The sequence below is a fragment of the Streptomyces sp. JLSY215 genome, from assembly GCF_059682825.1.
On sequence record NZ_CM185022.1, the window covers coordinates 7,458,930 to 7,483,248 of the forward strand.

General features: G+C 70.9%; 24 protein-coding genes. 16 read left to right on the forward strand and 8 right to left on the reverse strand.

The features are described from left to right. Positions 1-54: 54 nt before the first annotated feature. A complete protein-coding gene (locus tag AC5677_RS33050) occupies positions 55-516 on the reverse strand; it encodes an ATP-binding protein (protein WP_497191548.1) in 462 nt (153 codons plus the stop codon). Between the two features lie 136 nt (positions 517-652). Between AC5677_RS33050 and AC5677_RS33055 the strand changes: the two genes are divergently transcribed. Genes AC5677_RS33055 through AC5677_RS33065 form a run of 3 tightly spaced genes read left to right on the forward strand, consistent with a single transcriptional unit; the run spans position 653 to position 2,706 of the window. After that, positions 653-1,519: a Sco1979 family transcriptional regulator gene (locus tag AC5677_RS33055; protein WP_497191549.1), complete on the forward strand. Its 867-nt coding sequence runs from the start codon at positions 653-655 to the stop codon at positions 1,517-1,519. Positions 1,520-1,525: 6 nt separating this feature from the next. Further along, positions 1,526-1,804, forward strand: a complete 279-nt coding sequence (locus AC5677_RS33060) for a DUF397 domain-containing protein (RefSeq protein ID WP_497191550.1) — start codon at positions 1,526-1,528, stop codon at positions 1,802-1,804. After that, on the forward strand, positions 1,801-2,706 hold the full coding sequence (locus tag AC5677_RS33065) for an SAM-dependent methyltransferase (RefSeq protein ID WP_497191551.1): 906 nt from the start codon (positions 1,801-1,803) through the stop codon (positions 2,704-2,706). The genes AC5677_RS33060 and AC5677_RS33065 overlap by 4 nt, the downstream gene beginning before the upstream one ends. Positions 2,707-2,718: 12 nt before the next feature. Here AC5677_RS33065 and AC5677_RS33070 read toward each other — a convergent pair whose 3' ends face one another. Beyond that, a complete protein-coding gene (locus tag AC5677_RS33070) occupies positions 2,719-4,353 on the reverse strand; it encodes an FAD-dependent oxidoreductase (protein ID WP_497191552.1) in 1,635 nt (544 codons plus the stop codon). A 248-nt stretch (positions 4,354-4,601) separates the two neighbouring features. Between AC5677_RS33070 and AC5677_RS33075 the strand changes: the two genes are divergently transcribed. The 7 genes from AC5677_RS33075 to AC5677_RS33105 all read left to right on the forward strand — a co-directional run bounded on the left by AC5677_RS33075 (position 4,602) and on the right by AC5677_RS33105 (position 9,844). Beyond that, positions 4,602-5,726 carry a SchA/CurD-like domain-containing protein gene (locus AC5677_RS33075; protein ID WP_497191553.1) on the forward strand — a complete coding sequence of 375 codons (1,125 nt, stop codon included), beginning with the start codon at positions 4,602-4,604 and terminating at the stop codon, positions 5,724-5,726. A gap of 62 nt (positions 5,727-5,788) precedes the next feature. After that, the gene (locus AC5677_RS33080) at positions 5,789-6,223 is read left to right on the forward strand and encodes a cupin domain-containing protein (RefSeq protein WP_497191554.1); all 435 of its coding nucleotides are present in this window, start codon (positions 5,789-5,791) and stop codon (positions 6,221-6,223) included. Further along, entirely contained in the window at positions 6,220-7,488 is a 1,269-nt protein-coding gene (locus AC5677_RS33085; RefSeq protein WP_497191555.1) for a beta-ketoacyl-[acyl-carrier-protein] synthase family protein, read from the forward strand. Before AC5677_RS33080 ends, AC5677_RS33085 begins: the two co-directional genes overlap by 4 nt. Then, entirely contained in the window at positions 7,485-8,756 is a 1,272-nt protein-coding gene (locus AC5677_RS33090; RefSeq protein WP_497191556.1) for a ketosynthase chain-length factor, read from the forward strand. The genes AC5677_RS33085 and AC5677_RS33090 overlap by 4 nt, the downstream gene beginning before the upstream one ends. A 16-nt stretch (positions 8,757-8,772) precedes the next feature. Next, positions 8,773-9,030, forward strand: coding sequence for an acyl carrier protein (locus AC5677_RS33095; protein WP_497191557.1), 258 nt, complete (start codon positions 8,773-8,775; stop codon positions 9,028-9,030). Position 9,031: 1 nt separating this feature from the next. Continuing rightward, a complete protein-coding gene (locus AC5677_RS33100; RefSeq protein WP_497191558.1) occupies positions 9,032-9,502 on the forward strand; it encodes an SRPBCC family protein in 471 nt (156 codons plus the stop codon). Positions 9,503-9,514: 12 nt separating this feature from the next. Then, the gene (locus tag AC5677_RS33105; protein WP_497191559.1) at positions 9,515-9,844 is read left to right on the forward strand and encodes a TcmI family type II polyketide cyclase; all 330 of its coding nucleotides are present in this window, start codon (positions 9,515-9,517) and stop codon (positions 9,842-9,844) included. Positions 9,845-9,931: 87 nt separating this feature from the next. Here AC5677_RS33105 and AC5677_RS33110 read toward each other — a convergent pair whose 3' ends face one another. From AC5677_RS33110 to AC5677_RS33125, 4 genes are all read right to left on the reverse strand, one after another. Next, positions 9,932-10,960 (reverse strand): methyltransferase, encoded by a 1,029-nt coding sequence (locus tag AC5677_RS33110; RefSeq protein ID WP_497191560.1) that lies wholly within the window; start codon positions 10,958-10,960, stop codon positions 9,932-9,934. Positions 10,961-11,081: 121 nt separating this feature from the next. Then, positions 11,082-12,143, reverse strand: a complete 1,062-nt coding sequence (locus AC5677_RS33115; RefSeq protein WP_497191561.1) for a right-handed parallel beta-helix repeat-containing protein — start codon at positions 12,141-12,143, stop codon at positions 11,082-11,084. 168 nt (positions 12,144-12,311) lie between these two features. Further along, on the reverse strand, positions 12,312-12,521 hold the full coding sequence (locus AC5677_RS33120; protein WP_497191562.1) for a hypothetical protein: 210 nt from the start codon (positions 12,519-12,521) through the stop codon (positions 12,312-12,314). Positions 12,522-12,586: 65 nt separating this feature from the next. Further along, a complete protein-coding gene (locus AC5677_RS33125; RefSeq protein ID WP_497191563.1) occupies positions 12,587-13,438 on the reverse strand; it encodes a caspase family protein in 852 nt (283 codons plus the stop codon). Between the two features lie 207 nt (positions 13,439-13,645). Between AC5677_RS33125 and AC5677_RS33130 the strand changes: the two genes are divergently transcribed. The 6 genes from AC5677_RS33130 (at position 13,646) to AC5677_RS33155 (ending at position 23,300) form a co-directional block, all read left to right on the forward strand. After that, complete coding sequence (locus AC5677_RS33130; protein ID WP_497191564.1) at positions 13,646-14,548, forward strand: DNA/RNA non-specific endonuclease; 903 nt, start codon at positions 13,646-13,648, stop codon at positions 14,546-14,548. Positions 14,549-14,717: 169 nt separating this feature from the next. After that, positions 14,718-15,518 carry an alpha/beta fold hydrolase gene (locus AC5677_RS33135; protein ID WP_497191565.1) on the forward strand — a complete coding sequence of 267 codons (801 nt, stop codon included), beginning with the start codon at positions 14,718-14,720 and terminating at the stop codon, positions 15,516-15,518. 69 nt (positions 15,519-15,587) lie between these two features. After that, positions 15,588-19,628 carry an AAA family ATPase gene (locus AC5677_RS33140; RefSeq protein ID WP_497191566.1) on the forward strand — a complete coding sequence of 1,347 codons (4,041 nt, stop codon included), beginning with the start codon at positions 15,588-15,590 and terminating at the stop codon, positions 19,626-19,628. After that, complete coding sequence (locus AC5677_RS33145) at positions 19,625-20,755, forward strand: trypsin-like peptidase domain-containing protein (protein ID WP_497191567.1); 1,131 nt, start codon at positions 19,625-19,627, stop codon at positions 20,753-20,755. Before AC5677_RS33140 ends, AC5677_RS33145 begins: the two co-directional genes overlap by 4 nt. Positions 20,756-20,828: 73 nt before the next feature. Continuing rightward, positions 20,829-21,896: a trypsin-like serine peptidase gene (locus AC5677_RS33150; protein WP_497196847.1), complete on the forward strand. Its 1,068-nt coding sequence runs from the start codon at positions 20,829-20,831 to the stop codon at positions 21,894-21,896. A 189-nt stretch (positions 21,897-22,085) separates the two neighbouring features. Beyond that, a complete protein-coding gene (locus AC5677_RS33155; protein WP_497191568.1) occupies positions 22,086-23,300 on the forward strand; it encodes an MBL fold metallo-hydrolase in 1,215 nt (404 codons plus the stop codon). On the opposite strand, the gene AC5677_RS33160 is transcribed toward AC5677_RS33155, so the two are convergent. Then, a complete protein-coding gene (locus AC5677_RS33160; RefSeq protein ID WP_497191569.1) occupies positions 23,271-23,444 on the reverse strand; it encodes a hypothetical protein in 174 nt (57 codons plus the stop codon). The two genes, AC5677_RS33155 and AC5677_RS33160, sit on opposite strands and share 30 nt — an antisense overlap. A gap of 94 nt (positions 23,445-23,538) precedes the next feature. Then, entirely contained in the window at positions 23,539-24,294 is a 756-nt protein-coding gene (locus AC5677_RS33165) for an IclR family transcriptional regulator (protein WP_497191570.1), read from the reverse strand. Positions 24,295-24,319: the final 25 nt, after the last annotated feature.

A 24,319-nucleotide genomic window follows, 5' to 3' on the forward strand; every position in this document is an offset into this window, starting at 1 on the left:
GCGGACGCGCGACACGACAAGGCCCCGGCTTCCCGCGGAAGGCGGGCCGGGGCCTCAGTGTGCCGCTGAGGTGTACGGCAGATCCGCCCAGACGACCCGGCCGCGGCCGCCGTCGTCGGGCCGCGTCCCCCAGCTCTCGGAGAGCGCGCCCACCAGGAACAGGCCTCGTCCGCCCTCTTGGTCCACGCTGCTGGGCTGGGCGTGCGGCGCCGAAACGCCGGGGCCGCCCTCGTCCGTGATCTCGATGCGGATGTACGACCCGACGAGCGTCAGCTCGCAGCCGACCTTCTCGCTGTCGGTGTGCCGTACCGCGTTGGTGAACAGTTCGGACACCACCAACTCCACGTCGTCGCGGACTTGCTGAGCCGCGCCCCATGAGTGCAGCAGCGCGATGACCCGCTTACGTGCCTCGGGGACCGAGGTGCGCCGCGCCGGCAAATGGAACGCGTCCTGGGGGTGCCCGGCGGCAAAGCCGCACCAGCGCCCTAACGAAGGAGCGTTTTTGGAGGAAGCCACGACGTAACTATGTGCGATGTTGGTCACCGATGGCAAGGATCACTCTGCAATTTGCAGAATCGCATATGCAGTCTGTTCGTCCTCATGACGACATGACACACTGCTGACCACATAAGTCAGTTGGAGGGGATCAGACGTGGTGGATCCACGTTCGGCCGGAGCGCCGACCGTCCTTCGGGTGGTGCTCGGCAAGCGACTGCAGGACCTGCGCGAGAAGGCGGGACTGTCCTTCGAGCAAGCCGCGCGGGCCCTCGATGTCACCCACGCCACGATACGGCGCATGGAAAAGGCCGAGGTCGGCCTCAAGATCCCCTACGTCGAGAAACTGCTGGCAACCTACGGCGTCATCGACCAGGAAGAGACAGAGGGCTTCCTCTCACTCGCCCGCGAGGCCAACAAGCCCGGCTGGTGGCACAACTTCCGCGACGTACTCCCCGAGTGGTTCAGCGCATTCGTCAGCCTGGAGAGCGAGGCCAACCTCATCCGGGCCTACCAACCGCACTACATCCCCGGCCTGTTGCAGACCGAGGACTATGCCGCCGCCGTCCTGCGGGCCGGTATGCCGCACGCCCCCGCCGCGGACATCGACCGCATCGTGGCGCTGCGCATGGAGCGGCAGTCGCTGCTGACCCGCGAGAAGGCGCCGATGCTGTGGCCCGTGATGGACGAGACCGTCCTGCGGCGCCCGATCGGCGGCCCCAAGGTGATGCGGGACCAGATCACCCGGCTGATGGAGGCCACCTCGCTGCCGAACGTCCGGCTCCAGGTCATTCCGTTCGCTTCCGGCCCGCATCCCGCGATGTACGGGCCGTTCCACATTTTCCGCTTCCCGATCCCGGAACTTCCGGATATCGCGTACGCGGAAAGCCTCGTCGGAGCCGTGTACTTCGACCAGCGCAACGACGTCTCGCAGTTCCTGGAAGCCCTGGACCGGATGTGTGCGCAGGCCGCGCCGGCGCACACCACCAGGGCCATTCTGGGTGGCTTTCGCAAGGAGATCTAACCCCCCATGGATCGCATACGCATCTACAACGGCATGCCCGCCAGTGAACTGGGCAACGAAGGCTGGCACAAGCCGTGGAGTGGCGGAAACGGAGGCGAGTGCGTCGAAGCCATGCGGCTCAAGGACGGCCGGATAGCCCTGCGCCAGTCCACCGACCCCAACGGCCCGGCGCTGATCTACACCCATCACGAAATGGTGAGCTTCATCGAGGGCGCAAAGGCCGGTCACGCCGACTTCCTGCTCACCGCGGCACCGTGCCGGCGCGTGGAGCGGAGGACGGCATGAGCGAGCAGGACTTCCCCCGGGAAGCGGCCGGCGACGGGATCGATGCCTTCCGGCCGTTCGTCAAGGGGCCCGAGCACACCGGCTTCTCGGTCGAGGAGATCGACACCAGCAGGCCGCACCCGGCACGGCTGAACGACTACTACCTCGGCGGCTGGGACAACTACGAGGTCGACCGGGAGGCCGGGGACCTCATCCTCGCCATGCACCCCCAGGTCCGCGAGAGCGCCGTCGCCAACCGCGCGTTCCTGGGCCGGGCCGTCCGCGAGCTGGTCGGCGGCGGCATCCGCCAGATCATCGACATCGGCACCGGCATCCCCACCTCGCCCAACGCCCACGAGATGGCCCGCGAGGTCGCGCCCGACACCGCCGTCGTGTACGTCGACAATGACCCGATCGTCGCCACCCACGCCTGGGCCCGCCTCACCACCACCGAACGCACCGCCTTCGTGCTCGGCGACCTCCGCGACCCCAAGTCGGTCCTGGACCACCCCGCGGTCCGTGAGCTGATCGACCTCGACCGGCCCGTGCTGCTGGTGATGTCCGTCGTCCTGGCCTTCATCCAGGACGCGGAGAATCCGGCCGCCCTCATCGCCGCCCTCGCCGACGCGCTGCCCGCCGGCAGCCACCTCGTGCTGTCCCATGCGACGTACGAGCCCTACGAGGGATACCCGGCGGGCGAGGTGGACGAGCGGATGCGCGCGGAGGTGGAGGACGTCTACAACGGCGCCGCCACCCGGCTCAATCTGCGCTCGAAGGCCGAGATCGCCTCGCTCTTCGGGCCGTTCACCCTGCTGGAGCCGGGCGTCGTACGGGTACCGCTGTGGCGGCCGGACGGCCCGGTGCCCAGCCCCGAAGAGCTCAACGACATCGTCTTCTACGGCGGGGTCGGCCGAAAGGACTGAGCCCGGCGGCCGTCAGCCGCGGCAGAGCAGCGCCCCCAGCACCTCATCGAGCTCCGCCTCCGGGTCGGCCGCCATGCTCTCCGACCGCCACGCCACGAACCCGTCCGGGCGCACCAGTACCGCGCCCGCGGGGGTGGTGCCGTAAACATCCGCCCAGTCGGAGCCCTTCTCGGGGGCCAGATCGTCCTCGGGGCGGGTGCCGATGCTGTACGCGGGAAGGTGGACGGACCAGCGTTCGGCGGCGTGCGCGGCGGCGGTGCGCCACGGGGCGCCGGTGGGGCCGGTGAGCAGGACCAGGGACTTCTCGTAGAGGTCCAGGGTCGACATCCGTACCCCGGCACGCTGGACCCACATGTGCGGGGCCCGGGTGCCGGGGGCTCCGGAGAGCTGCATTCGGGCCGGGACGACGGGGAGTTCGGGGTCGGCGCCGACCACCGCGCCGTTCGGATAGCTGTAGCCGAGGGCGACGGTGAGCACACCGCTCTGCCGGCCGCCGCCCGCGCCGGGGGCCGCGGCATACCCGGGGTGACTGTGTTCCGCGGAGCGGGCGGAGGCGCGGGCGCTGGTCGCGCGGGCCACCGGACGGCGCTCCGACTCGTAGGTGTCCAGCAGGCCGGGGCCCGCCCAGCCGTGCACCACCGCGGCCAGTTTCCAGGCGAGGTTGTGCGCGTCCTGGATGCCGGTGTTGGAGCCGAACGCCCCGGTGGGGGACATCTCATGGGCCGAGTCACCGGCGAGGAAGACCCGGCCGGCCGCGTACCGCTCGGCGACGCGTTCGGCGGCGTGCCAGGGCGCCTTGCCGGTGATCTCCACCGCCATGTCCGATACGCCGGTCGCCCGGCGGATGTGGTCGATGCACCGCTCCTCGGTGAAGTCCTCCAGGGTTTCGCCCTGGTCGGGGTGCCAGGGCGCGTGGAAGACCCACTCCGCCTCGTTGTCCACGGGGAGCAGACAGCCGTCGGCCTCCGGGTTGGTCAGATAGCAGGCGATGAAGCGCCGGTCGCCCACCGCCTCCGCGAGCGCGGGGGCCCGGAAGGTGATGCTCACGTTGTGGAACAGGTCGCCGGGGCCCGTCCGGCCGATGCCCAGCCGCTCACGGGCCGGGCTGCGCGGGCCGTCCGCGGCGATGACGTAGTCCGCGTGGATGGTGGTGTGCTCCCCGCTCTCGCGGTTCTTGACCACCGCCGTCACGCCCTCGCGGTCCTGGTCGAAGGAGAGCAGCTCGGTGCTGAAGCGCAGATCGCCGCCGTGCTCGCGGGCGCAGCGCACCAGCACCGGCTCCAGGTCGTTCTGGCTGCACAGGCACCATCCGGCGGGGCTGAACTTGGCCAGCCCGCCGCCCGGGTCGATCTCCTTGAACAGCCACTCCTGCTCCTCGCCGGTCAGCGACGGGGCCTGGAGGATGCCGTGGTTGTCCGCCAGCACGGATGCGGCCTCGCGGATCCGCTCCTCGGCGCCCGCAACCCGGAACAGCTCCATCGTGCGGACGTTGTTCCCCCGTCCGCGTGGGTGCCGTGACGTATCGGAATGCTTCTCCACCAGGATGTGCCGTACGCCCAGGCGGCCCAGGAACAGCGACGCGGACAGGCCCACCAGGGACCCGCCCACGACAAGTACCGGAACCCGCTCTTCGACCGCTGCATTCATTCGCTGCTCCAGCTCCTAGGGCGCCTACGGAGCTGGAGTTTCCCCGGCGGCCGGAACGTTCGATCATGGTTCACCCGCATGGCCCACAGAGTTCGCGCGCCCCGGGGGAGCCGTCCACGATCGATTCCGGGACGGCCACCCCCGCCACGGGGCCGGTCGTCCCGGTACGCCGGGTCAGTGACCGGATCACCTCCGGAGCTGACGACGCACCACAGGAGCCGGATCGCTCCGAGGGAGATGCGTAGACGATGACAACAGTGTCGGAACGAATATCGCAGTCCGCGTTCGACGGCTCGAGACTCCGGGTCGTCCTGATGCTGGACCTCCACGAAGGTGCCCAGCAGCGCTTCCTCGAAGCCTACGAGTACCTGCGCAACCAGGTGGCCTCCGTCCCCGGGCACATCACCGACCAGCTGTGTCAGTCCATCGAGAACCCCTCGCAGTGGCTGATCACCAGCGAATGGGAGAGCGCACCGCCGTTCCTGGCCTGGGTCAACAGCGAGGAACACGTCAAGATGGTGCAGCCCCTGCACGGCTGCGTCCGCAACACCCGGTCGCTGCGCTTCAGCGTGCTGCGCGAGACCTCGAACGTCTCCTCGCCCGCCCCGGACGCCCCCGCCAAGGGCCGGCTGCAGGCCGCGCCCCGCGTCGGTGACGGTGTGGTCCGGCACGCCCTGACCTTCACCGTGAAGCCCGGCAGCGAGTCGATGGTCGCCGAGATCCTGGCCGGCTACAGCTCCCCGGAATCGCAGGTCGACGACACCACCCGGCTGCGCCGCACCTCGCTGTTCATGTACGGCAACCGCGTCGTGCGGGCCGTCGAGGTGCAGGGCGACCTCGTCGCGGCGCTGCGCCATGTGTCGGAGCAGCCCGAGGTCCGGGCCGTCGAGGAGGCCATCAACCCCTACCTCGAGCAGGACCGCGACCTCACCGACCCCAACTCCGCCCGCGTGTTCTTCACCCGGGCCGCGCTGCCCGCGGTGCACCACATCGGCACGGACGGGCCGGAGTCCCGCGACGCGCAGCGGCACGCGCTGTACTACCCGGCCAAGGAAGGCTGCGGGATGGCGCTGGCCCGGATGCTGGCCGGGCAGGACGAGCTGGCCGCGGACGACCCCACCTGCCCGATCGAGGGCAGCACCATCTTCCAGCGCGACGACATCGTCGTCCGGCTCATCGACCTCCGGACCGGCCTCGACGAGATCGACCCCGACCTCGTCATCGGCGTGCACGGTAGCCGCAAGCGCGGCGTCTTCAAGCGCCTGATGGACACCGACGAGGCCGGCGGTCTGTCGACCGACCGGGAGCTGGCGCACTTCCTCGCGCGCTCCGACATGGACCTGATCACCGACCGCCGGGCACCGGACTCCTGACCGCGCATCCGGCCGTCCCCAAGGCCCCCACCCGTCGGCCCCCGTACCAGGAGGAAGCAGCCATGACCACGCACCGCCCACGCATCGTGGACCTCAACGAGACCAAGCCCAACCGCCGGCGCGGAGGCGATCTGCGCGCCATGCTGACACCCACCGCGGTGGGCGCCACCAGCGGCTTCATGGGCATGGCCCTCGTGCAGCCCGGGGAGCGCATCGGCGAGCACTACCACCCGTACTCCGAGGAGTTCGTCTACGTCGTGAGCGGCGCGCTCGAAGTCGACCTCGACGGTGAGCCGCATCCGCTGCACCCGGACCAGGGGCTGCTGATCCCGCCGTATCTGCGGCACCGCTTCCGCAACGTCGGCGACGTGGAGGCCCGGATGGTCTTCCACCTCGGCCCGCTGGCCCCGCGGCCGGACCTGGGGCACGTCGACACCGAGGAGACGGACGGCGGTGCGCCTTCGGGCCCACCGGAACGGACGGAGCCGGTGTCATGACGCGCCGTGTCGCGGTCACCGGTGTCGGGATCGTCGCGCCGGGCGGCGTGGGAGTGCCCGCCTTCTGGGACCTCCTGTCCGCCGGGCGCACGGCGACCCGGGGCATCACCCTCTTCAACCCGGAGGGATTCCGCTCCCGGATCGCCGCCGAGTGCGACTTCGACCCGGCGGCCCACGGGCTGAGCCCGGAGCAGGTGGCCAAGCAGGACCGGTACATCCAGTTCGCGATGGTTGCCGCCCGGGAGGCGGTGCGCAACGCGGGCCTGGACACCGACATCGAGGACCGCTGGCGCATCGGGGTGTCGCTGGGCACCGCGGTCGGCGGCACCACGCGCCTGGAGCACGACTACGTCGCCGTGAGCGACTCCGGTCGGCACTGGGACGTGGACCACCGGCCGGCCGGCCGGCACCTGCAGCGGGCGTTCTCCCCGAGTTCGCTCGCCTCCGCGGTGGCGGAACAGATCGGCGCCCACGGCCCGGTGCAGACCGTCTCCACGGGCTGCACCTCCGGCCTCGACGCCATCGGCTACGCCTTCCACTCCATCGAGGAGGGCAGGCTGGACGTCTGCATCGCGGGCGCGTCGGACTCGCCGATCTCCCCGATCACGGTGGCCTGCTTCGACGCGATCAAGGCGACCTCCGCCAACAACGACGACCCGGCCCATGCCTCGCGGCCGTTCGATGCCCACCGCGACGGATTCGTCATGGGCGAGGGCGGCGCCGTCCTCGTACTGGAGGAGCTGGAGCACGCCCGCGCCCGCGGCGCCACCGTGCACTGCGAGATACGGGGCTATGCCACCTTCGGCAACGCGTACCACATGACCGGGCTCACCCAGGAGGGCCTGGAGATGGCCGAGGCGATCAATCGCGCACTCGCCCACGCGCAGGTCGACAGCTCACAGATCGACTATGTCAACGCGCATGGCTCGGGCACCCAGCAGAACGACCGGCACGAGACCGCCGCCGTCAAGAAGTCGCTGGGTGAGCACGCCTACAAGGTGCCCATGAGCTCCATCAAATCCATGGTGGGTCATTCGCTCGGCGCGATCGGGGCGATCGAGATCGTCGCGTGCGTGCTGGCGCTCGCCCACCAGGTCGTACCGCCGACGGCCAACTACGAGACCCCGGACCCGGAGTGTGACCTCGACTATGTGCCGAAGACCGCGCGGGAGTTGCCGCTGCGGTCGGTGCTCTCGGTCGGCAGCGGGTTCGGCGGCTTCCAGTCCGCGGTGGTGCTGACCAGACAGGGTGGGAGGGCCCGATGAGCTCCCAGCAACAACTGCCACACCGTCAACAACGACGGGCCGTCGTGACCGGCATAGGTGTCATCGCCCCCAACGGGGTGAGCACCGAGGCCTTCTGGAAGGCGACCAAAGAGGGCATGAGCGTCCTCGACCTGGTCACCCGGGAAGGCTGCGAGAACCTGCCGCTGAAGGTCGCGGGCGAGGTCCGCGACTTCGACCCGGCGGTGCTCATCGAGGAGCGCTACCTGGTGCAGACCGACCGGTTCACGCACTTCGCGATGGCGGCCGCCAACCTCGCGCTGGACGACGCCCGGCTGGGCCGCGCCGACTACAACGACTCGCCGTTCGCGGTGGGCGTCGTCACCGCGGCCGGTTCCGGCGGCGGCGAGTTCGGCCAGCGGGAACTGCAGCACCTGTGGGGACAGGGCTCCAAGCACGTCGGGCCCTACCAGTCCATCGCCTGGTTCTACGCGGCCAGTACGGGCCAGATCTCCATCCGGGGCGGCTTCAAGGGGCCCTGCGGGGTCGTGGCCAGCGACGAGGCCGGCGGTCTGGATGCGCTGGCGCATGCGGGCCGCACCATCCGGCGCGGCACCGATGCCGTCGTCGTCGGCGCGGCCGAGGCGCCGCTCGCCCCGTACTCGGTGGTCTGCCAGCTCGGGTACGACGACCTCAGCAAGGTCGCGGACCCCTACCGCGCCTACCGTCCCTTCACCGACGCCGCCTGCGGCTTCGTCCCCGCCGAGGGGGGAGCCATGCTGGTGGTGGAGGAGGAGGGGGCGGCCCGCGACCGCGGGGCGGACGTCCGCGCCGTGGTGGCCGGGCACGCCGCGACCTTCACCGGGGCGGGCCGCTGGGAGGAGTCCCGCGAGGGGCTGGCCCAGGCGATCACCGGCGCGCTGGAGGACGCGCGGTGCGCTCCGGAGGAGATCGACGTGGTCTTCGCGGACGCCTTCGGAGTGCCGTCGGCCGACCGGGCCGAGGCGCTCGCGATCGCGGACGCGCTGGGCCGGCACGCCAAGGCCGTCCCCGTGACCGCGCCCAAGACCGGCACCGGCCGGGCGTACTGCGGCGCCCCCGTCCTGGACGCGGCGGCCGCGGTGCTTTCCATGGAGCACGGCGTCGTGCCCCCTACCCCCAACGTCTTCGAGGTGAGTTGTGACCTCGACCTGGTCACCGTCTCGGCCCGCCCGGCCGAGCTGCGGACGGCGTTGGTGCTGAGCCGGGGACTGATGGGCTCGAACGCGGCGCTGGTGCTGCGTCAGGGCTCCGGCGAGTCCCCCTCGTGAGAAGGAGAAACCCGTCATGATCGCTGAACTGACCTTCGACGAGCTGGCCTCGCTGATGAAATCGGCCGCCGGTCTCACCGTCGACCCGAAGGACTTGGCGGGCCGGCCCGATGCGACCTTCGCCGACTTCGGCCTGGACTCGCTCGGCCTGCTCGGCATCGTCGGCGAGCTGGAGAACCAGCTGGGCCGGTCACTGCCCAACGACGCCGAGCGCAGCAAGACGCCGCACGACTTCCTCGACCTCGTCAACACCGTGCCTACGACAGGAGCCTGACATGCCCGGTCACACCGAGAACGACATCAAGATCGCGGCCCCTCTCGACCTCGTCTGGGACATGACGAACGACCTCGAGAACTGGCCCCAGCTGTTCAGCGAGTACGCCGCCGTCGACGTGCTCTCGCGGGAGGGCGACAAGACGACCTTCCGGCTGACCATGCACCCCGACGACAACGGCACCGTCTGGAGCTGGGTCTCGGAGCGGGTGACCGACCGCAAGGGGCTGACCGTCCGCGCCCGCCGGGTGGAGACCGGCCCGTTCGAGCACATGGACATCCACTGGTCCTACCGCAAGCTCCCCGGCGGCACCGGGATGTACTGGACCCAGGACTTCGCGATGAAGCCCGAGGCCCCGGTCGACGACGAGGGGATGACCGAGCACATCAACCGCAACTCCAAGATCCAGCTCAAGCTCATCCGGGAAAAGATCGAGGCGCGCGCCTCCCGGGACTCGGCCGGCCCCAACTGAAGGGAGCCCCTGATGCACCACGCCCTGATCGTCGCCCGGATGGCACCGGAGTCGGCTCCGCGGATCGCCGAGGTCTTCGAGGCCTCCGACCGCACGGAACTGCCGCATCTGATCGGCGTCTCCCGGCGGAGCCTGTTCCAGTTCGGTGAGGTGTATCTGCACCTCATCGAGTCCGAGCGGCCCCCGGGCCCCGAGATCGCCAAGCTGACGGACCACCCCGAGTTCCGGTCCATCAGCGACAAGCTGTCCGCCTACGTCAGCGCGTACGACCCGGAGACCTGGCGGAGCCCGAAGGATGCGATGGCCCGTCAGTTCTACAGCTGGGAGCGTGACGCCGGCTGACGCGCCCACGGGAGCCGGACGCCAACGTGCCCGCGATCACCGTCGATCGCGGGCACACGCACGGGCGGACCGGCTAACCGGCCGCGCTCACCCCGGGACGCTGCACTCGAAGGCGTGCAGATACGGGTTGACCGGCATGATGTCGTGGACCAGCAGACCGGCCTCGGACATCCGGCTGATGAGGCTCTCCTTGGTGTGCTTGGCCCCGCCGACGTTCAGGAGCAGCAGCAGGTCCATGGAGGTGGTGAACTTCATCGACGGACTGTCGTCGACGAGGTTCTCGATGATCACGACCCGGGCGCCGGGCCGGGCGACCTCCAGGACGTTGCCCAGCGTCCGCCGGGTGCTGTCGTCGTCCCATTCCAGGATGTTCTTGATGATGTAGAGATCGGCCTGGACCGGGATGTCGACACGGCAGTCGCCGGGCACGATCTCCACCCGGGAGGAGAGCGGGCCGCCGTCCCGCAGCCGGGGGTCCGCGTTCGTCACGACATCGGGCAGATCGAGCAACGTCCCCCGGAGATCCGGGTGTTTCTCCAGCAGGCTCGCCAGCACATGCCCCTGACCGCCCCCGATGTCCGCCACCACGGACACCCCGGTCAGATCGAGCAGCTCCGCCACGTCCTGCGCGGACTGCTTGCTGGAGGTGGTCATGGCCCGGTCGAAGACCTGCGCCGAGTCCTGGGCGTCCTGGTGCAGATACTCGAAGAACCCCTTGCCGTACAGGTCGTCGAAGACGTTCCGGCCGGACCGTACCGCCTCGTCGAGCCGCGGCCAGGCCTCCCAGGTCCACGGTTCGGTGCACCACAGGGAGATGTACCGCAGGCTGTTGGGCGCGTCGTCGCGCAGCAGCCGGGACATCTCGGTGTGCGCGAACCTCCCGTCGTCGGTCTCCTCGAAGATCCCGTAGCAGGACAGGGCGCGCATCAGCCGCTGCAGCGGCCGTGCCTCGGTCTCGAGCTTGGCGGCCAGCTCCTCCGCGGTGGCGGGGGCGTCCCCCAGCGCATCCGCCACGCCGAGTCTGGCTGCCGCGCGTACGGATGCCGCGCACGCGGCTCCGAAGACGAGTTCCCGCAGCCGCATGGCCGGCTGGGGAGTGGGGCTTACGGTGGTCATTCCGCCTCGATTCTGCTGTTCGATGCGCCTGCTCGGTCCGGTGCTCCTGCGGGGTGTTCCTGCTCGGGGTTGGTGCCCGGTTGGTCCTGCCCGGTGTTGCTGAAGAAGCCGTACGCAACCGTCAGCACAGGCCTGCCGGGTCGGAGGTCCGGCATTGGTTGCCGACGAAGCGGTTCCCGGAACCGCCCCGGTCCCGGTTGATCAGGTCGAACGGCTCGTTGCGCAGGACGACGTTGCCGCTGATGACATTGCGTTCGTTGAGGGCCTTCGCAAAGCTGGGGAAGAGGACGATGCCGCCGGAGAGCGGCGACTTCCCGACGTTGTTGTTGACCAGATTTCCCCCGACGCGGGTGTCCTCGGCGCCGGTCAGGACGATGCCGATGCCCTGGAGGAACGGCAGGCGCTTGGTGGCGGGGCAGTGCTTGTTGTTGTCCGACACGTTGTTGCCGCTCACCGACAGATCGCCCGCCCGGGGCCGCGATTCGTCACCCACGACGAACACCCCGGCGCAGTTGCCGGTGATTTCGTTGCCGTCGACCCGGAGCTTTCTGGCCCGCCGGACGGTGATGCCGATCCGGTTCTCCACGACACGGTTGTCGAGGATCGCGGTGCCGCGGGTGTCCAGGGCGCCGCCCTCCTCCGCGACGGTGTTCGCGAGGAAGATGCCCGCATCGCCGTTGCCGCGGGCGGTGTTGCGCCGGAGGGAGCTGCGGACGGACTTCTCCAGGGCGATGCCCCACTGGCCGTTGTTCCGCGCGCGGACGCTGCGCACCCGCAGCCGGCTCGTCCCGGTGGCCCAGATGCCGTTCTTCTTGAAGCCCGCGACGGTCAGGGAACGGATGGTCACGCCCCGCAGACGGTGCTTGGGTCCGCCGATGACACAGATGCCGTTGCCGTCCCGTCCGCAGGCGTTCTCCGCCCGTGCGGTCGGCGGTCCGATCACGGTGCGCCGGCCCGATCCGCGCAGCGTCACCCGAGGCTTCTTGATCAGAACGCTCTCGTGGTACGTGCCGGGCTCGACGAAGACGGTGTCCCCGGGCTTCGCCGCGTCCACCGCCTTCTGGATCGACTCACCCTGGTGGACCACATGCCGTTCCGCGGCATCGGCCGGCGGGGTGGTGACCAGGCCACCGACCGCGGCCGCTGTCAGGCATGCCAGATACCTCATCTGTCGAATCGTCATGAGGCGAAGCTATGGGCGATCGCGACCGCACGCCACATGCGGTAACCCAATGACTACGGTAAGTACATCGTTCGGCGCATCGGCCGGCCTCCGACGCACCGTCAGACGGGCCCGCGCCGGGCCGGACGGCGGGTCCGGGTGGTGGGACGGCGTGTCCGGGCGCCCCGTTCAGGACCAGACGTCGTGGTCCCCGCCCTGCCACTCGATCACCTCGCGGTCGTCGAGCGACACCATGTCGGTGCCCAGGCCGGCCCGGCGCAGGAATTCGAGGACATCGACGCTGCTGCGGGCGCGGCCGACGTCCTCGCCCCCGATGGTCACCTTCCGGCCGCCGCCGGGGGACGGCGGATGCACGATGACGGGCGGATGCTCAGCCATACCCCCAGCCTGCGACCGGGGCGGCGGGCCCGCACGTCAGCCGCCGGCCGGCGGGGCCGCACGGCTCACACCGTGAACGGCTGCTGCTCCAGGAACCGCGTGCCCGGCTGCCCGGTCACAAAGAAATTCGGGCTCTGGGTGGGCGGCATGTTCCGCTGGATATCGCGGTGGAACGCGCGATAGCCGCCGCGGAACGCCCCGCGGTCCCACACGTCCAGCAGCGTCCCGGTGAACCGGCCGTTGACCGGGCCGTCGGAGGCGAGCTGGTTGTCCTGGCAGGCGGAGATCAGCAGGGCGCTGGTGTCGGCCTTGCGGCCCCTCTTCGCGCCGAGCCCGCGCTGGATCTCCTGGAAGAATTCCTTGTCGCGTTCGTAGATCTGGCTCTGCTGGACGACCGGCATCAGCCGCGAGGTGTGCTCGATCCGGTCCGGGTCGCTGGTCTGGAACTGCTCCTGCATCGCCTCGGTATTGAGGACGTCCCGCACCTCGATGCCGGACCCGCTGTGGCAGCTGTCCAGCAGCGTCAGGATCCGCACACCGTCGGCGAACCGCCCGAATTCCCGGTAGAGCTCGTCGTCGAGGAATTGCCGGTCGTAGAACACCAGCGTTTCGTCGAATTCATCCGGTTCCTCGTCCGAGCCCGGGAGATTCGGCACCTGCCCGCCGTGGCCCGAGTAGGTGAACAGGAAGATGTCGCCGCTGCGCAGGCGTTCGGCCGCATCGCGCAGCTCGTGCGTGATGTTCTCGGTGGTGCATTCCGGGGTCAGCAGGACCGTCTCGTCGAACCCGGCCTGATGGGCCAGCCGGGCCATGTCGTGGGCGTCGTTCTCACAGGCGACGAGTTGGCCGTCCCAGCCGTCGTATTTCGCTGGATCGACACTGTTGAGTCCGAGATGGAGGGAGAGGCCGGTGGCCATGGGGACATCTCCTTGTTCCTGGGGGTCCGGGAGGGTACGGAAAACGCCTGGATGCATTCCGTGACTGGGCCGAACGGAATCCGGCCGCCGGCCCAACCGCCTGAACGGTCCCTGCGGCGCCGGAGCGGGGGCGATACGCGCGGCTGTTCGAGTGGCTTCGGCGCCGGCGCCGATGGGCGCCGGGCGCCACCGGGAAGCGCTCCTCGCATGATCCCCTCAGATTCACCGCGGGCCGGCGGGGCCGGTGAGGCCGGCGGGGCAGTGCCCCGCGGCGCGCTGGCGCACCGCGCGGGCTACGACGAGAACTTCCTCGGTCCCACCGTGCCGCTGCCGATGCCCCTCGCCCCGGACGTCGAGACGGTGGTCCTGCCGTACACCCACTTCAGCGTGGTGCTGCGCCCGGACCGGCGGCTGGCGGCGGCCACCGCCGTGTGCATCGACGGGCAGCGCCTGGCGGAAGAGGTGACGCCGCGGGACGACAACTGGCGCTTCGATCCCCGGCTGCCCGAGGACCGGCAGACCGGCGAGGACGTCTACCACGACAACACCCTCGACCGCGGGCATCTGGTGCGCCGCCTCGACCCCGTGTGGGGCGAACCGGCCGAGCGCGCGGCGGCCAACGACGACACCTTCCACTTCACCAACGCCGCCCCGCAGGCGAACGTGTTCAACCAGGGCAAGAAGCTGTGGCAGGGCCTGGAGAACTATCTGCTCGACCACGCCGCCGAGTTCGACCGGAAGATGACCGTGCTCACCGGGCCCGTACTGCACGATGCCGACCCGCCGTACCGGGGCGTCCAAGTGCCGCTGCGCTTCTGGAAGGTGGCGGCCTTCGTGCAGGACGGCTCGCTCGCCTCGACGGGATATGTGCTCGACCAGAGCCCGGACCTCAGCCGGGACACCGGCCGGGCGCCGGCCCCGGCGGAGCCGGGCGGGCCGCCGCCGCTGGGCGCCTTCCGGACCTTCCAGGTGCCGGTCGCGGACATCGCCGAACTGACCGGGCTGGGCCTCGGCCCGCTGCCCGCCTGCGATCTGATGCCGCTCACCCGCGCCCCCGCGGAACGCTGGAAGCGTCTGGAATCGCATGACGACATGGTCCTGAACGGCTGACCGGCCGATGACGGATACCCGGCGCCCGACGGTCGTCTATGTCCATGGCATCGGTAACAAAGTCCGTGCGGAATTGCTGAAATCCCAGTGGGACCGGGCGCTTTTCGGCAGGGATATGGGCGGCGCCTCGCGCATGGCGTACTGGGCCTCGCTCCGGTACGAAACCCCGTTGCCCGATTCCCGGTCCGACCCGCTGGACGGCGGCCTCCGGCACAGCGAGGAGAGCGCGGGCCCGCACGCCGTCGAAGCGCCCGAGGAATGCGTCGCGAGAACCCTCGCCGAGGCGCGGTTCGCGGCGGGCGAGGGCGCGCGGGAGGTCGGGCCCGGCCCCGCGGCCGAGGATGCCCTCGCCGGCTGGCTGCGCGACATGGTCTATCTCGCCGATGCGCTCGCCGAAAGCGAGCGGACCGAGGAAGCGGGCCCCGGCGACGAGCCCCTCCCCGAGGCGCTGCCGCTGCCCCGGCCCGCTCGCAAGGCGGTGTTCCGGCTGCTGGCCCAGCGCACTCTGCAGGACGTCCACGCCTATTTCTTCGGCGGCGACGGACCGGCGATCCGCGAGGTGTTCAAGAAGGCCCTGGAGGGGCTGGACGGCGGCCCCGTCGTGGTCGTGGCGCACAGCCTCGGAGCCGTCGTCGCCTACGAGGTGCTGGCGGAGTGGAAGGGCGAGGTGCAGCTTCTGGTGACCGTCGGATCACCGCTGGCGATCACCGAGGTGCAGGACCAACTGGCGCGTCCGCCCGCCGTCCCGCCCGGCGTGCTGGCCTGGCGCAACGCCTCGGACCTGCGGGATCTGGTGGCGCTGGACCACACCCTGCGGCCCGAGTACGCGCCACACGACCGGGTCACCGATCTGCTGGTCGCCAATGACAGCCCCAACCACCACAACGCCACCCAGTATCTGGCGAATCAGCAGGTCAGAGAGCCGGTGCAACGGATCTTCAACTGCCTTGCACGGGACGGAAAGGGATGAAAACATAACAAGTGGTAGTAGATCGGCCGTGCGTCGTGTCTCCACCAGGCGCGGCTTGGTAGGTGCGTCATGCCGTTGTCCGACGAGGACTGGGACCTTGTCACGATCTGGGTGCGGGAATATCTCCTGAACGCCGTGGATCCGTACGCGCAGCTCCGCCTCTACGGATTCCCCGACGAATTCATCGCCACACTCCCGCTCACCAATGTCAGCGCCACCAACGCCCGGGTGCTGGTGCGCGCTTCCCGCGAGGACATCCAGCGGCAGCTGAAACTCGTCGAGGCCGTCATCTCCATCGATGCGCTTGCCGTTCTGCCCGATGTCGAAAAAGGCAAGGAATTTCTGCGCACATTGCGCTCGGACCGGCAAATGCGGGCGGACATACGCGCCGAGGTCAAGGACAACTTCCGTACCAGCGTCTTCGGCGACGAGGTCTTCATCGACCGCACGGAGCTACGGGAGACCCTGCGGGAATTCGTCGCGAGCCCCGACAAGTTCGTGCTGCTCGTCGACGGCGAACCGGGCAGCGGCAGATCGTACACCTACACCTTTCTGCGCCACCTCGGGCAGCAGAGCGGATTCCGTCCGGTGCGCATCACCCTTTCCCGTGACATCACCCCCGACAGACTCATCGGGCGACTGGCCGATATCGTCGACGCCCCCGCCGCGCACCTCGCACTGAATCCCACGGGCCCGAACGATCCGCCGTCGTCGATCGACGACGCGGTGCACCGGGTGGTCAGCCGGGCAACCGCCCTCGATGAGCGGCTCTGGCTGGTCCTCGACGAATGCGACAAGTTCGAACCGGGCTCCGAGGTCTGCGACACCATCGGAAAAATCGCCCTCGCCATCTACGACCAGGCGTGTGGGGATGAGGCACCCCGCCTGGTGCTCCTCGGCTGCGGACCCGGCACGAACCCCCTCGGGCCGGAGCTGAAGGCGAGCCAGTGCCGGGACACGGCACGCATCGTCGGAGAGCGCGACCTGCACGACTTCTTCGACCAGTACTTCCGCGAATCCCCGCCCGCCCGCCTCGGCGAAGGCGAAGGCTCCGACGACAGCATCGCCGCGATGGTCGATCTGACCGTCGAAGAGGTGCTGCGCGCCGCGACGAAGAGCGGCAACGGCGGCGGATGCTACATGCGGAGGGTCTGCACAGCGGCGGAGGAAGCGGTCAGTGTCTATCGATCCTCCGGGGAGCGGAACGTCTTCGCCGCCCGGCTGAGCCAGGAGCTGTGCGCCGCCGAGGACCGGTCGGCCACCGTCTCGGACGCCCGCCGCGCCTACCGCGCAGCGGCCTGCCTGCTCTCCCGGTTCGACCCCCGCCTGCTCAGGCTCCCCGGAGAGACCGGCGCCACGGGAGCCGCGGCCCTGGAACTGCTCGACGACTGCACGACCACGGGCATGAAGGACACCGTCGTATGGAGCCTGCGGCCCGAAATCCGGGATGCCGCCCTGCGCGCACTGCCCGGCCCGGACGCCGCCCGCAGCGCCCTGGAGGCCAACCGCGACCAGTTCTGCGCCGACTCCGGCCCCGAACGCCTCTGCCTGGCCTATCTCTCCGGCCACCCGCCGCCACACCAGAACCACACCCCCGACGAACTGGCCGACACCCTCCACGCGGTGCGCCGGCTCTCCCTCGTACCGGGCGTGCACGGCCTGCCGGACGCCGACGAACTCCAGCTCGCCCTGGACCGCGCCCGGCTCCGGCAGCCCCTGGAACGCCTCGTACGCGGACCGTTCGAGAGCCGTACCGCCGAACTGGCCGCCATCCGCTCCTATGTGCGCGACGCGCAGCCGCCGCCGGTGCCCCCACTGGTCATCCACGGGCCCGGCGGCATGGGCAAGAGCACCCTGCTCGCCGCGTTCCTGCTCCACAGCATCGACCACGACAGGCCCGGCTTCCCGTTCGCCTACATCGACTTCGAGCGGCCCACGCTCTCCCTCCAGGAACCGGTCACCCTCATCGCCGAGGCCGCCCGGCAGCTCGGCATCCAGTACCCCGCGCACCGCCCCGAGTTCCAGGCACTGGCGGAGGAGTGCCGGCAGGCGGCCGGCAGCCAGCGGGAGGAACAGGACCGGGTGACGCAGCTGTACGGCCTCGCCACCACCCGTTCCGTCCTGGGCCGCAGCTCCTCCCATGAGTTCCAGACCCTGGCCACCGGGCGGGAGAGCGGCCTCATCGCGCGGGTCGCCGATGTCCTGCGCCGGGCGGTGGCCGGATCGGACCAGGAAGAGCAGCCGTTCGTGCTGGTCATCGACTCGTTCGAGGAGGCCCAGTACCGCGGATCGCCGATGGTGGGCCGGATGTGGGCGACCTGCCGCGCCTTCCAGAGCGTCTATCCGCGGATGCGGTGGGTCGTCGCGGGCCGCGCCCCCGTCGACCATCCGGCGCGCGACGTCGCTCCGCGGGAGATCGAACTCCACGAACTCGAACCCGCCGCGGCCGTCGCCCTCCTGGAGGACTGCGGCGTCACCGACCCCGATGTGGCAACGGTGCTGGCCGAGCGGGTCGGCGGCCACCCCCTCAGCCTGAAGCTGGCGGCACGGGCCGTCGCCCTGGCCCGGAGCGACGGCGCCGACCTGACCGGCGAACTCCTGCAGCGCCTGCCCGCCCGCCGGGAGCGGGACTTCCGCCGCGTCGACCAGCTGCTCGTCCAGGGCGTCCTCTACGACCGCATCCTCAGCCACATCGCCGACGAGGACGTACGCCGCCTCGCCCGTCCGGGCCTGGCACTGCGGACCATCACCCCCGAGATCATCAAGGACGTCCTCGCCGAACCCTGCGGACTGCCGGTGCCGACCCTGGAGGCCGCCCGGGGACTCTTCGACGAGCTGTGCCGCCTCGACATGGTCGAGCCCGCCGGCCCCGACGCCGTCCGCTACCGCGCCGATGTCCGCGCGATCATGCTGAGGCTGCCGGACGGCGACCACACCGCCGTACTGCACGAGGTCGAACGCCGCGCGGTGGGCTACTACGCCGCACGGGACGGGCCGGCGGACCGCGCCGAGGAGATCTACCACCGGCTGCGGCTGGACGAGGACCCGCGCTCGGTGGAGGAACGCTGGCTGCCCGGTGTGGAGCGGTTCCTGCTCGGCGCCCAGCAGGACCTGCCGCCCCGGGCGGCGGCGCTGCTCACGGCCCGGCTCGGCACCGGGGCGTCCGACAAGGTCACCGAGGCCGCCGAGCAGGCGGACTGGGAACGCATCACCGCCCGCGAGGTGGCGGACCTGCTCGCCCAGGGCTTCGCGCAGGAGGCCCACGACCGGATCCGGCGCCGCCGCCCCTGGGCGCCGTGCAGCCCGCTGCATCCGCTGTTCGCCGAGACACTGTGCCTGCTCGGGCGGCGGGACGAGGCCCGGCAGGCGGTGGCGGACGCCCTCGCCGGGACCCGGGACGCGGACTGCGCCGCACGGCGGCTGGAACTGCTGCTGCTCGCCGCCCGCCTCGCGGAGAACGCCGGCGACCTGGCGAGCGCCGATCGCGATCTGCGGGAGGCGGAGGACACCGCCGTCGCGCTCGGGCAGGACCTGGAGGCCATGGGCGCCCTGCTGGCCCGCGCCCGGCTGGCCGCCGCGGCCGAGCAGCAGGACACCGAAGCGGGCGGCCAACTCGCCGTAAAGCTACGGGAGATGCCCGACGCCGTCCTCGCCGACCAGCCCGTCCTCGTACGCGCCGTGGCCTCGCAGATCTACGACCGGGACCCCGGTGCGCTCGACCATGCGCTGAAGGTCGCCGGGCTGCCGGCGGACGATGCGACGCTCGAAACCCTCGGTGGGGCGATGCGCCGCGCCACCACCCGCCGGCCGGCGCTGCTCGGACCCGTCATGGACATCCTGAACGACGCCATCGGCACGTACCGCAGACCCGGCGAGGAACAGCACGGCATCGCCGACCTGCTGCGCCTGGCCCGCGACCGCGGCACCCTCGGCCAACTCGCCCGCCGGCTGCTGACGGTGGCCGACACCAGCGGCGAGATCGACGCCGGGGTGGCCGCGGCCATGGGTGTGGGCACCGGCGGCCGGCCGACCGGGCTCCCGGCCCCGCCCGCCGGGGCCGGGAGCCCGCGGGAGCGGAGCCCGCGGCCGAGCGAAAGGAGTGCGCGGTGACCAAGTACCTCCCGCCGGACCAGGTCCGGCATGTCCTTGACGCCACCCTGGAGACCGGCCTCGCCGAACCCGCCCTGCGCCCGCTCCTCTTCGACGGCATCATGCTGAAGTACCAGGGCGTCCTGCCGCGGCTGGCGGCGCCCGGACAGCAGGTGCACTCCGACCTCAACTCCATGAACGGGGTGGAGCGGCTGGTGGACGGCTCCGTGCCGCTGGAGATCTGGCTGCGCAACGCCGTCGCCCAGACCGCCCAGGCCGCCCCGCTCGCCGTCTTCCAGCGCGCCCTCGACGATGTGGCGCGGCAGGCCGGCGGCGAGCCGGACGTCCTCGCCGGGGTGTCCGCCCCGGAGACCAAGGAGGAAATCGTCCACCGGGACGACACCGTGCCCATCGGCTTTCTGCGGGTCGGAGGCCTGGCCGCCACGGCCGTCGCCCGGCTCAAGGTCCTGCCGTTCGAGGGCGGCGCCCCGCTCCAGCCGAACGGCTTCCCGCACTCCGGTACGGGCTGGCTCGTCGCCCCCTCCCTGCTGATCACCAACCACCATGTGGTCAACGCCCGGACCGGCACCGGCGAGGGCCGCCCGGTCGCGGGGACCGACGACCTGAACCTCCAGGCGCAGCACGCCCACGCCCGCTTCGACTACGACACCGACATCGACGGCACGGAGACCGAAGAGGCCGCCATCACCGGACTCGTCGCCGCCGACCCGCAACTCGACTACGCCGTCCTCCGGCTGGCCGCCGAACCCGCCCGTCCGGTCCTGGAACTGGCGCGGAAACCGCTGGCCGTCGCGGACGGCGACTATGTGGCCGTCAATATCATCCAGCACCCCGGCGGCCTCTCGAAACGCGTCGCACTGCGCAACAACCTCGTCTACGAGACGGACGAGAACGACGTGCGCTACTTCACCGACACCCGCGGCGGCTCCTCCGGCTCGCCCGTCCTCACCGACGACTGGAAGGTGGTGGCGCTCCACCGGGGCACGCGGCGCGTGGAGAACGTGATGTTCCAGGGCAAGACCACGGCCTTCGTCAACGTCGGCACCCAGATGGACGTCGTCATGCGCCACCTGGAGGCCACCCACCCCGACATCCACACCGAGATCGCCACGGCGCAGCACCACTGAACAGCGCCACCGGGCGACAACATCACCGAGCGACAACACCACCAAGCCTCGTCATCGGTCCAAGGAGGGCATGATGCGCAACCGGAGCCGATCACCGGTGGCCACCGGTCCCGAGCAGGTGTTCTCCGACCTGCGGGAGGTCGCCCAGCGCGTCCGGGACGGCCTGACCTGGGAAGTCCCGGAGTCCGCGCCGGATCTCCCGGCCGCCGAACTCCCCGCGGGACAGATCTCCCAGTACGCCCGGCAGGAACGCACCCGGGTGCTGTCCGCGGGCGCCAACGGCCTGGAGAAGCTGGCCGCGGGGCGCGCCGACGAGGTCAGCGACGACGAGTCCTTCGGCATGGAGGCCATCGTCCTCCTGGAAGGCCGTCCCGCCCTCCTGGTCCAGCACCACGACTTCGTCCCGCCCGCCGGCGACTGGGCGGTGCTCGACGGCCACCGGGCCGCGATACGCGAATCCCTCGTGCGGGTCGGCCGGGTCGAGGTCAGCGGACACGTCAGCCTGGACTGGCTCGGCACGGCCTTCCTCGTCAGCCCGGAAGCGGTGATGACCAACCGTCATGTCGCGGTGGAGTTCGCCCGCAGCGACGGCACCGGGTGGACCTTCCAGCAGGGCATGAGCGCCGCACTCGACATGGGCGAGGAGTACGGCACCGCCGCCCCGGACGACGGCTCCGCCGCCTACCGCATCACCGAGGTGCTGGGCATCCACGAGGACGTCGACATGGCCCTGCTGCGGGTCGCTCCGTCCGCCGGCCCCGCCCCGCCGCCCGGACCGCTCGCCGTCGCCGCGGACGCGCCCCCCGACCTGCCCGGACGGCCGGTGTACTGCGTCGGCTATCCCGCCTGGGACGGCCGCCGCAACGAACCGGAATCCATGCGCCGGATCTTCATGGACGTCTACAACGTCAAACGCCTCCAGCCCGGCACCACCACGGAGCTGCTGCCCGAGCGCACCACCATGAAGCACGACTGCTCCACCCTGGGCGGCAACAGCGGCTCCCCGGTCCTCGACCTCACCGACCACCGCGTCCTCGGCCTCCATTACGGCGGCCGCTACGGCTACGGCAACTACGCCGTCCCGCTCTGGCAGATGGTCGATGACCCCCTGCTGCGCCGCGCCGAGGTCAATTTCGTCTGAGGGCGGGACGCCCTTCCCCGGGGGCGGGGAATGCCACGGCCGGTCGCGCGGTTCGTCCCAGCGGGTGATGGTGAGGAGGTCCGGGTGTCGTGGTGCGCCGGCACCGGGAGCGCCGCGCGGTCCGATGCGCCGGAACCTGCCGTTCGCGCGGTGCGTTCACCTCGCGACCGCCCCGACCATGGAGGTGCCGTGCCCGGTTCCCGCCCCACGCCCCTGCGCGCCCTGCGCCCCGCAAGCTTCGGCGCCGATCCCACCGGCGAGCGGCTGGCGCGGATCCGCAGATCGCCGCAGTTCCGCGACGGCCAGTTCCGCAACCCCGCCGCCACCCGGCAGCTGTTCCGCAGGTCCGCGCTGCCCATGGCCCGTGAGCAGCTGAGCCGCGAGAGCCGGCGGCGCCGGACGCCGATCGGCCGGATACCGGTGCACCGGCCCACCGCCGCGGACTGGGGCCGGCCGCCCGATTCCGGCCTGCGGATCACCTGGATGGGTCATTCGAGCGTGCTCGCCGAGATCGACGGCCACCGGGTGCTCTTCGACCCGGTCTGGGGCGAGCGCGTCTCGCCGTTCACCTGGATCGGGCCCAAGCGGCTGCACCCGGTGCCGGTGGAGCTCGCCGAGCTCCCTCCGGTCGATGTCGTCGTCATCTCGCACGACCACTACGACCATCTCGACATGCCCACGATCCGGGGCCTGCGGGACTCCGGCGCGGCCTTCGTCGTACCGCTCGGGATCGGCGCCGACCTGGAATTCTGGGGTGTGCCGGCCGACCGGATCACCGAGCTGGACTGGCAGGAATCCACCCGGGTCGGCGCCCTGACCCTGACGGCCACCCCCGCACAGCACTTCTGCGGGCGCGGGCTGCGCGGCCTCCAGCACACCCTGTGGGCCTCCTGGGTGGTGGCGGGACCCGAGCACCGCATCTTCCACAGCGGCGACACCGGCTATTTCCCCGGCTTCGCCGAGATCGGTGCCGCGCACGGCCCGTTCGACGCGACGATGATCCAGCTCGGCGCGTACTCCGACCTCTGGCCCAGGAACCACCCGCTGGACACGCCCCTGCCGGGAGCCTGGCCGGACATTCACATGAATCCCGCTCAAGGGGTTCGGTCGCATCTCGACCTGCAAAACGGCCGGGCGGCCGGGGTCCTGCTGCCGATCCACTGGGGCACGTTCCAGCTCGCGCCGCATCCGTGGGCGGAGCCGGCCGAGTGGACCATGGCCGCGGCCAAGGCCGTGGCGCAGGACGTGGCGTTCCCCGTTCCGGGGCAGTCCTTCGAGCCGGCCGGAGACCTTCCGACGTCCCCGTGGTGGCGCGATCTGTCCCTGCCGCTGACCCGGAAGTGGCCCGTTCCCCTGGCGCCGGCGTTCGCCGAATCACTCGACCTGGCAGGGGAGAGCGGATGAGGTAGGGGCCGTGCCGGGTGGCGGGGATGCGGTCGCGCCGGAGCCGTGCGCCGCTGCGCAGGCGCGGCCGGGCCTGCGCAGCAGCGGCATCGCGGCGTCATCGTGCAGCTGCCCGCCCACGTGCCGCAGCAGGTCTTCACTCACGGCACCTAGATGCTCACGGCCCGTATGTGTAGAAGCGTCCGTTCCGTTCAGTCCAGGGAACGGGCCGGGGCGGCCCGTCGCAAGGGCCGGAATGTCAGATGGTGAGCGAGAGCGCCCTGGTCACGCGGTTCGCCGCCGGTATCAGCCGGTCGCGGACCCGGCTGATGGACGAGAGCCGGTTCACCCGCAGCGACACCCCGAGCGAACCGAGCGTCTCCCCGCGGAACACCGGCACCGCCACGCAGAACGTCCCGAGGGTGTACTCCTCCATGTCCGTGACGGCCGGCGGAAGGGGCGACGACGCAAGCCGCCGCAGGAGTTCCGAGCGGCCGGTGACGGTGCGCGGCGTGAGATCGGCGAGCGCGTGCCGGGAGAGGTACTCGTCGCGGGCCTCGTCGCCGAGTTCGCGCAGTACGCATTTGCCCAGCGCCGTGGCGTGCGCCGAGTCCTCGAAGCCCACCCACAGGTCGACCCGCGGCGCCTGTGGGCTGTCGACGATCTCGGCCACCCGGATCTCGCCGTCCTCGTAGAAGGTCAGATAGGCGGCGGCCGAAAGATCGTCCCGTAGCGACGCCAGGGCCGGGCGGACGTGGCTGAGCTGCGCCTGTTCCCGGCCGCCGGTATGCAGGGTGTCCAGCTTGTCCCCGAGGACGAAGGAACCGTCCTCCAGTGTGCGCAGGTACCCGTCGTGCGTCAGCGTGCGCAGCAGGTGATGCGTGGTGGCCAGCGGCAGTCCCGTCTCGCGTGCCAGCTGCTGCGCCGGCGCGCCGCCCTGATGCGCGCCCACGGCCTCCATCAGACGGAAGGCGCGCTGCACGGACGTGATGAGCGTGGAGCCCTCGACGGACATATGCCCAGCCTGCGCCCGCTGCCCG

Bases quoted from the DNA above. Each gene is read 5' to 3' on its own strand.
- AC5677_RS33060 (WP_497191550.1), top strand. From the start codon at position 1,526: ATGGATCGCATACGCATCTACAACGGCATGCCCGCCAGTGAACTGGGC.
- AC5677_RS33065 (WP_497191551.1), top strand. From the start codon at position 1,801: ATGAGCGAGCAGGACTTCCCCCGGGAAGCGGCCGGCGACGGGATCGAT.
- AC5677_RS33070 (WP_497191552.1), bottom strand. From the start codon at position 4,353: ATGAATGCAGCGGTCGAAGAGCGGGTTCCGGTACTTGTCGTGGGCGGG.
- AC5677_RS33075 (WP_497191553.1), top strand. From the start codon at position 4,602: ATGACAACAGTGTCGGAACGAATATCGCAGTCCGCGTTCGACGGCTCG.
- AC5677_RS33080 (WP_497191554.1), top strand. From the start codon at position 5,789: ATGACCACGCACCGCCCACGCATCGTGGACCTCAACGAGACCAAGCCC.
- AC5677_RS33085 (WP_497191555.1), top strand. From the start codon at position 6,220: ATGACGCGCCGTGTCGCGGTCACCGGTGTCGGGATCGTCGCGCCGGGC.
- AC5677_RS33090 (WP_497191556.1), top strand. From the start codon at position 7,485: ATGAGCTCCCAGCAACAACTGCCACACCGTCAACAACGACGGGCCGTC.
- AC5677_RS33095 (WP_497191557.1), top strand. From the start codon at position 8,773: ATGATCGCTGAACTGACCTTCGACGAGCTGGCCTCGCTGATGAAATCG.
- AC5677_RS33100 (WP_497191558.1), top strand. From the start codon at position 9,032: ATGCCCGGTCACACCGAGAACGACATCAAGATCGCGGCCCCTCTCGAC.
- AC5677_RS33105 (WP_497191559.1), top strand. From the start codon at position 9,515: ATGCACCACGCCCTGATCGTCGCCCGGATGGCACCGGAGTCGGCTCCG.
- AC5677_RS33110 (WP_497191560.1), bottom strand. From the start codon at position 10,960: ATGACCACCGTAAGCCCCACTCCCCAGCCGGCCATGCGGCTGCGGGAA.
- AC5677_RS33115 (WP_497191561.1), bottom strand. From the start codon at position 12,143: ATGACGATTCGACAGATGAGGTATCTGGCATGCCTGACAGCGGCCGCG.
- AC5677_RS33120 (WP_497191562.1), bottom strand. From the start codon at position 12,521: ATGGCTGAGCATCCGCCCGTCATCGTGCATCCGCCGTCCCCCGGCGGC.
- AC5677_RS33125 (WP_497191563.1), bottom strand. From the start codon at position 13,438: ATGGCCACCGGCCTCTCCCTCCATCTCGGACTCAACAGTGTCGATCCA.
- AC5677_RS33130 (WP_497191564.1), top strand. From the start codon at position 13,646: ATGATCCCCTCAGATTCACCGCGGGCCGGCGGGGCCGGTGAGGCCGGC.
- AC5677_RS33140 (WP_497191566.1), top strand. From the start codon at position 15,588: ATGCCGTTGTCCGACGAGGACTGGGACCTTGTCACGATCTGGGTGCGG.
- AC5677_RS33150 (WP_497196847.1), top strand. From the start codon at position 20,829: ATGCGCAACCGGAGCCGATCACCGGTGGCCACCGGTCCCGAGCAGGTG.
- AC5677_RS33165 (WP_497191570.1), bottom strand. From the start codon at position 24,294: ATGTCCGTCGAGGGCTCCACGCTCATCACGTCCGTGCAGCGCGCCTTC.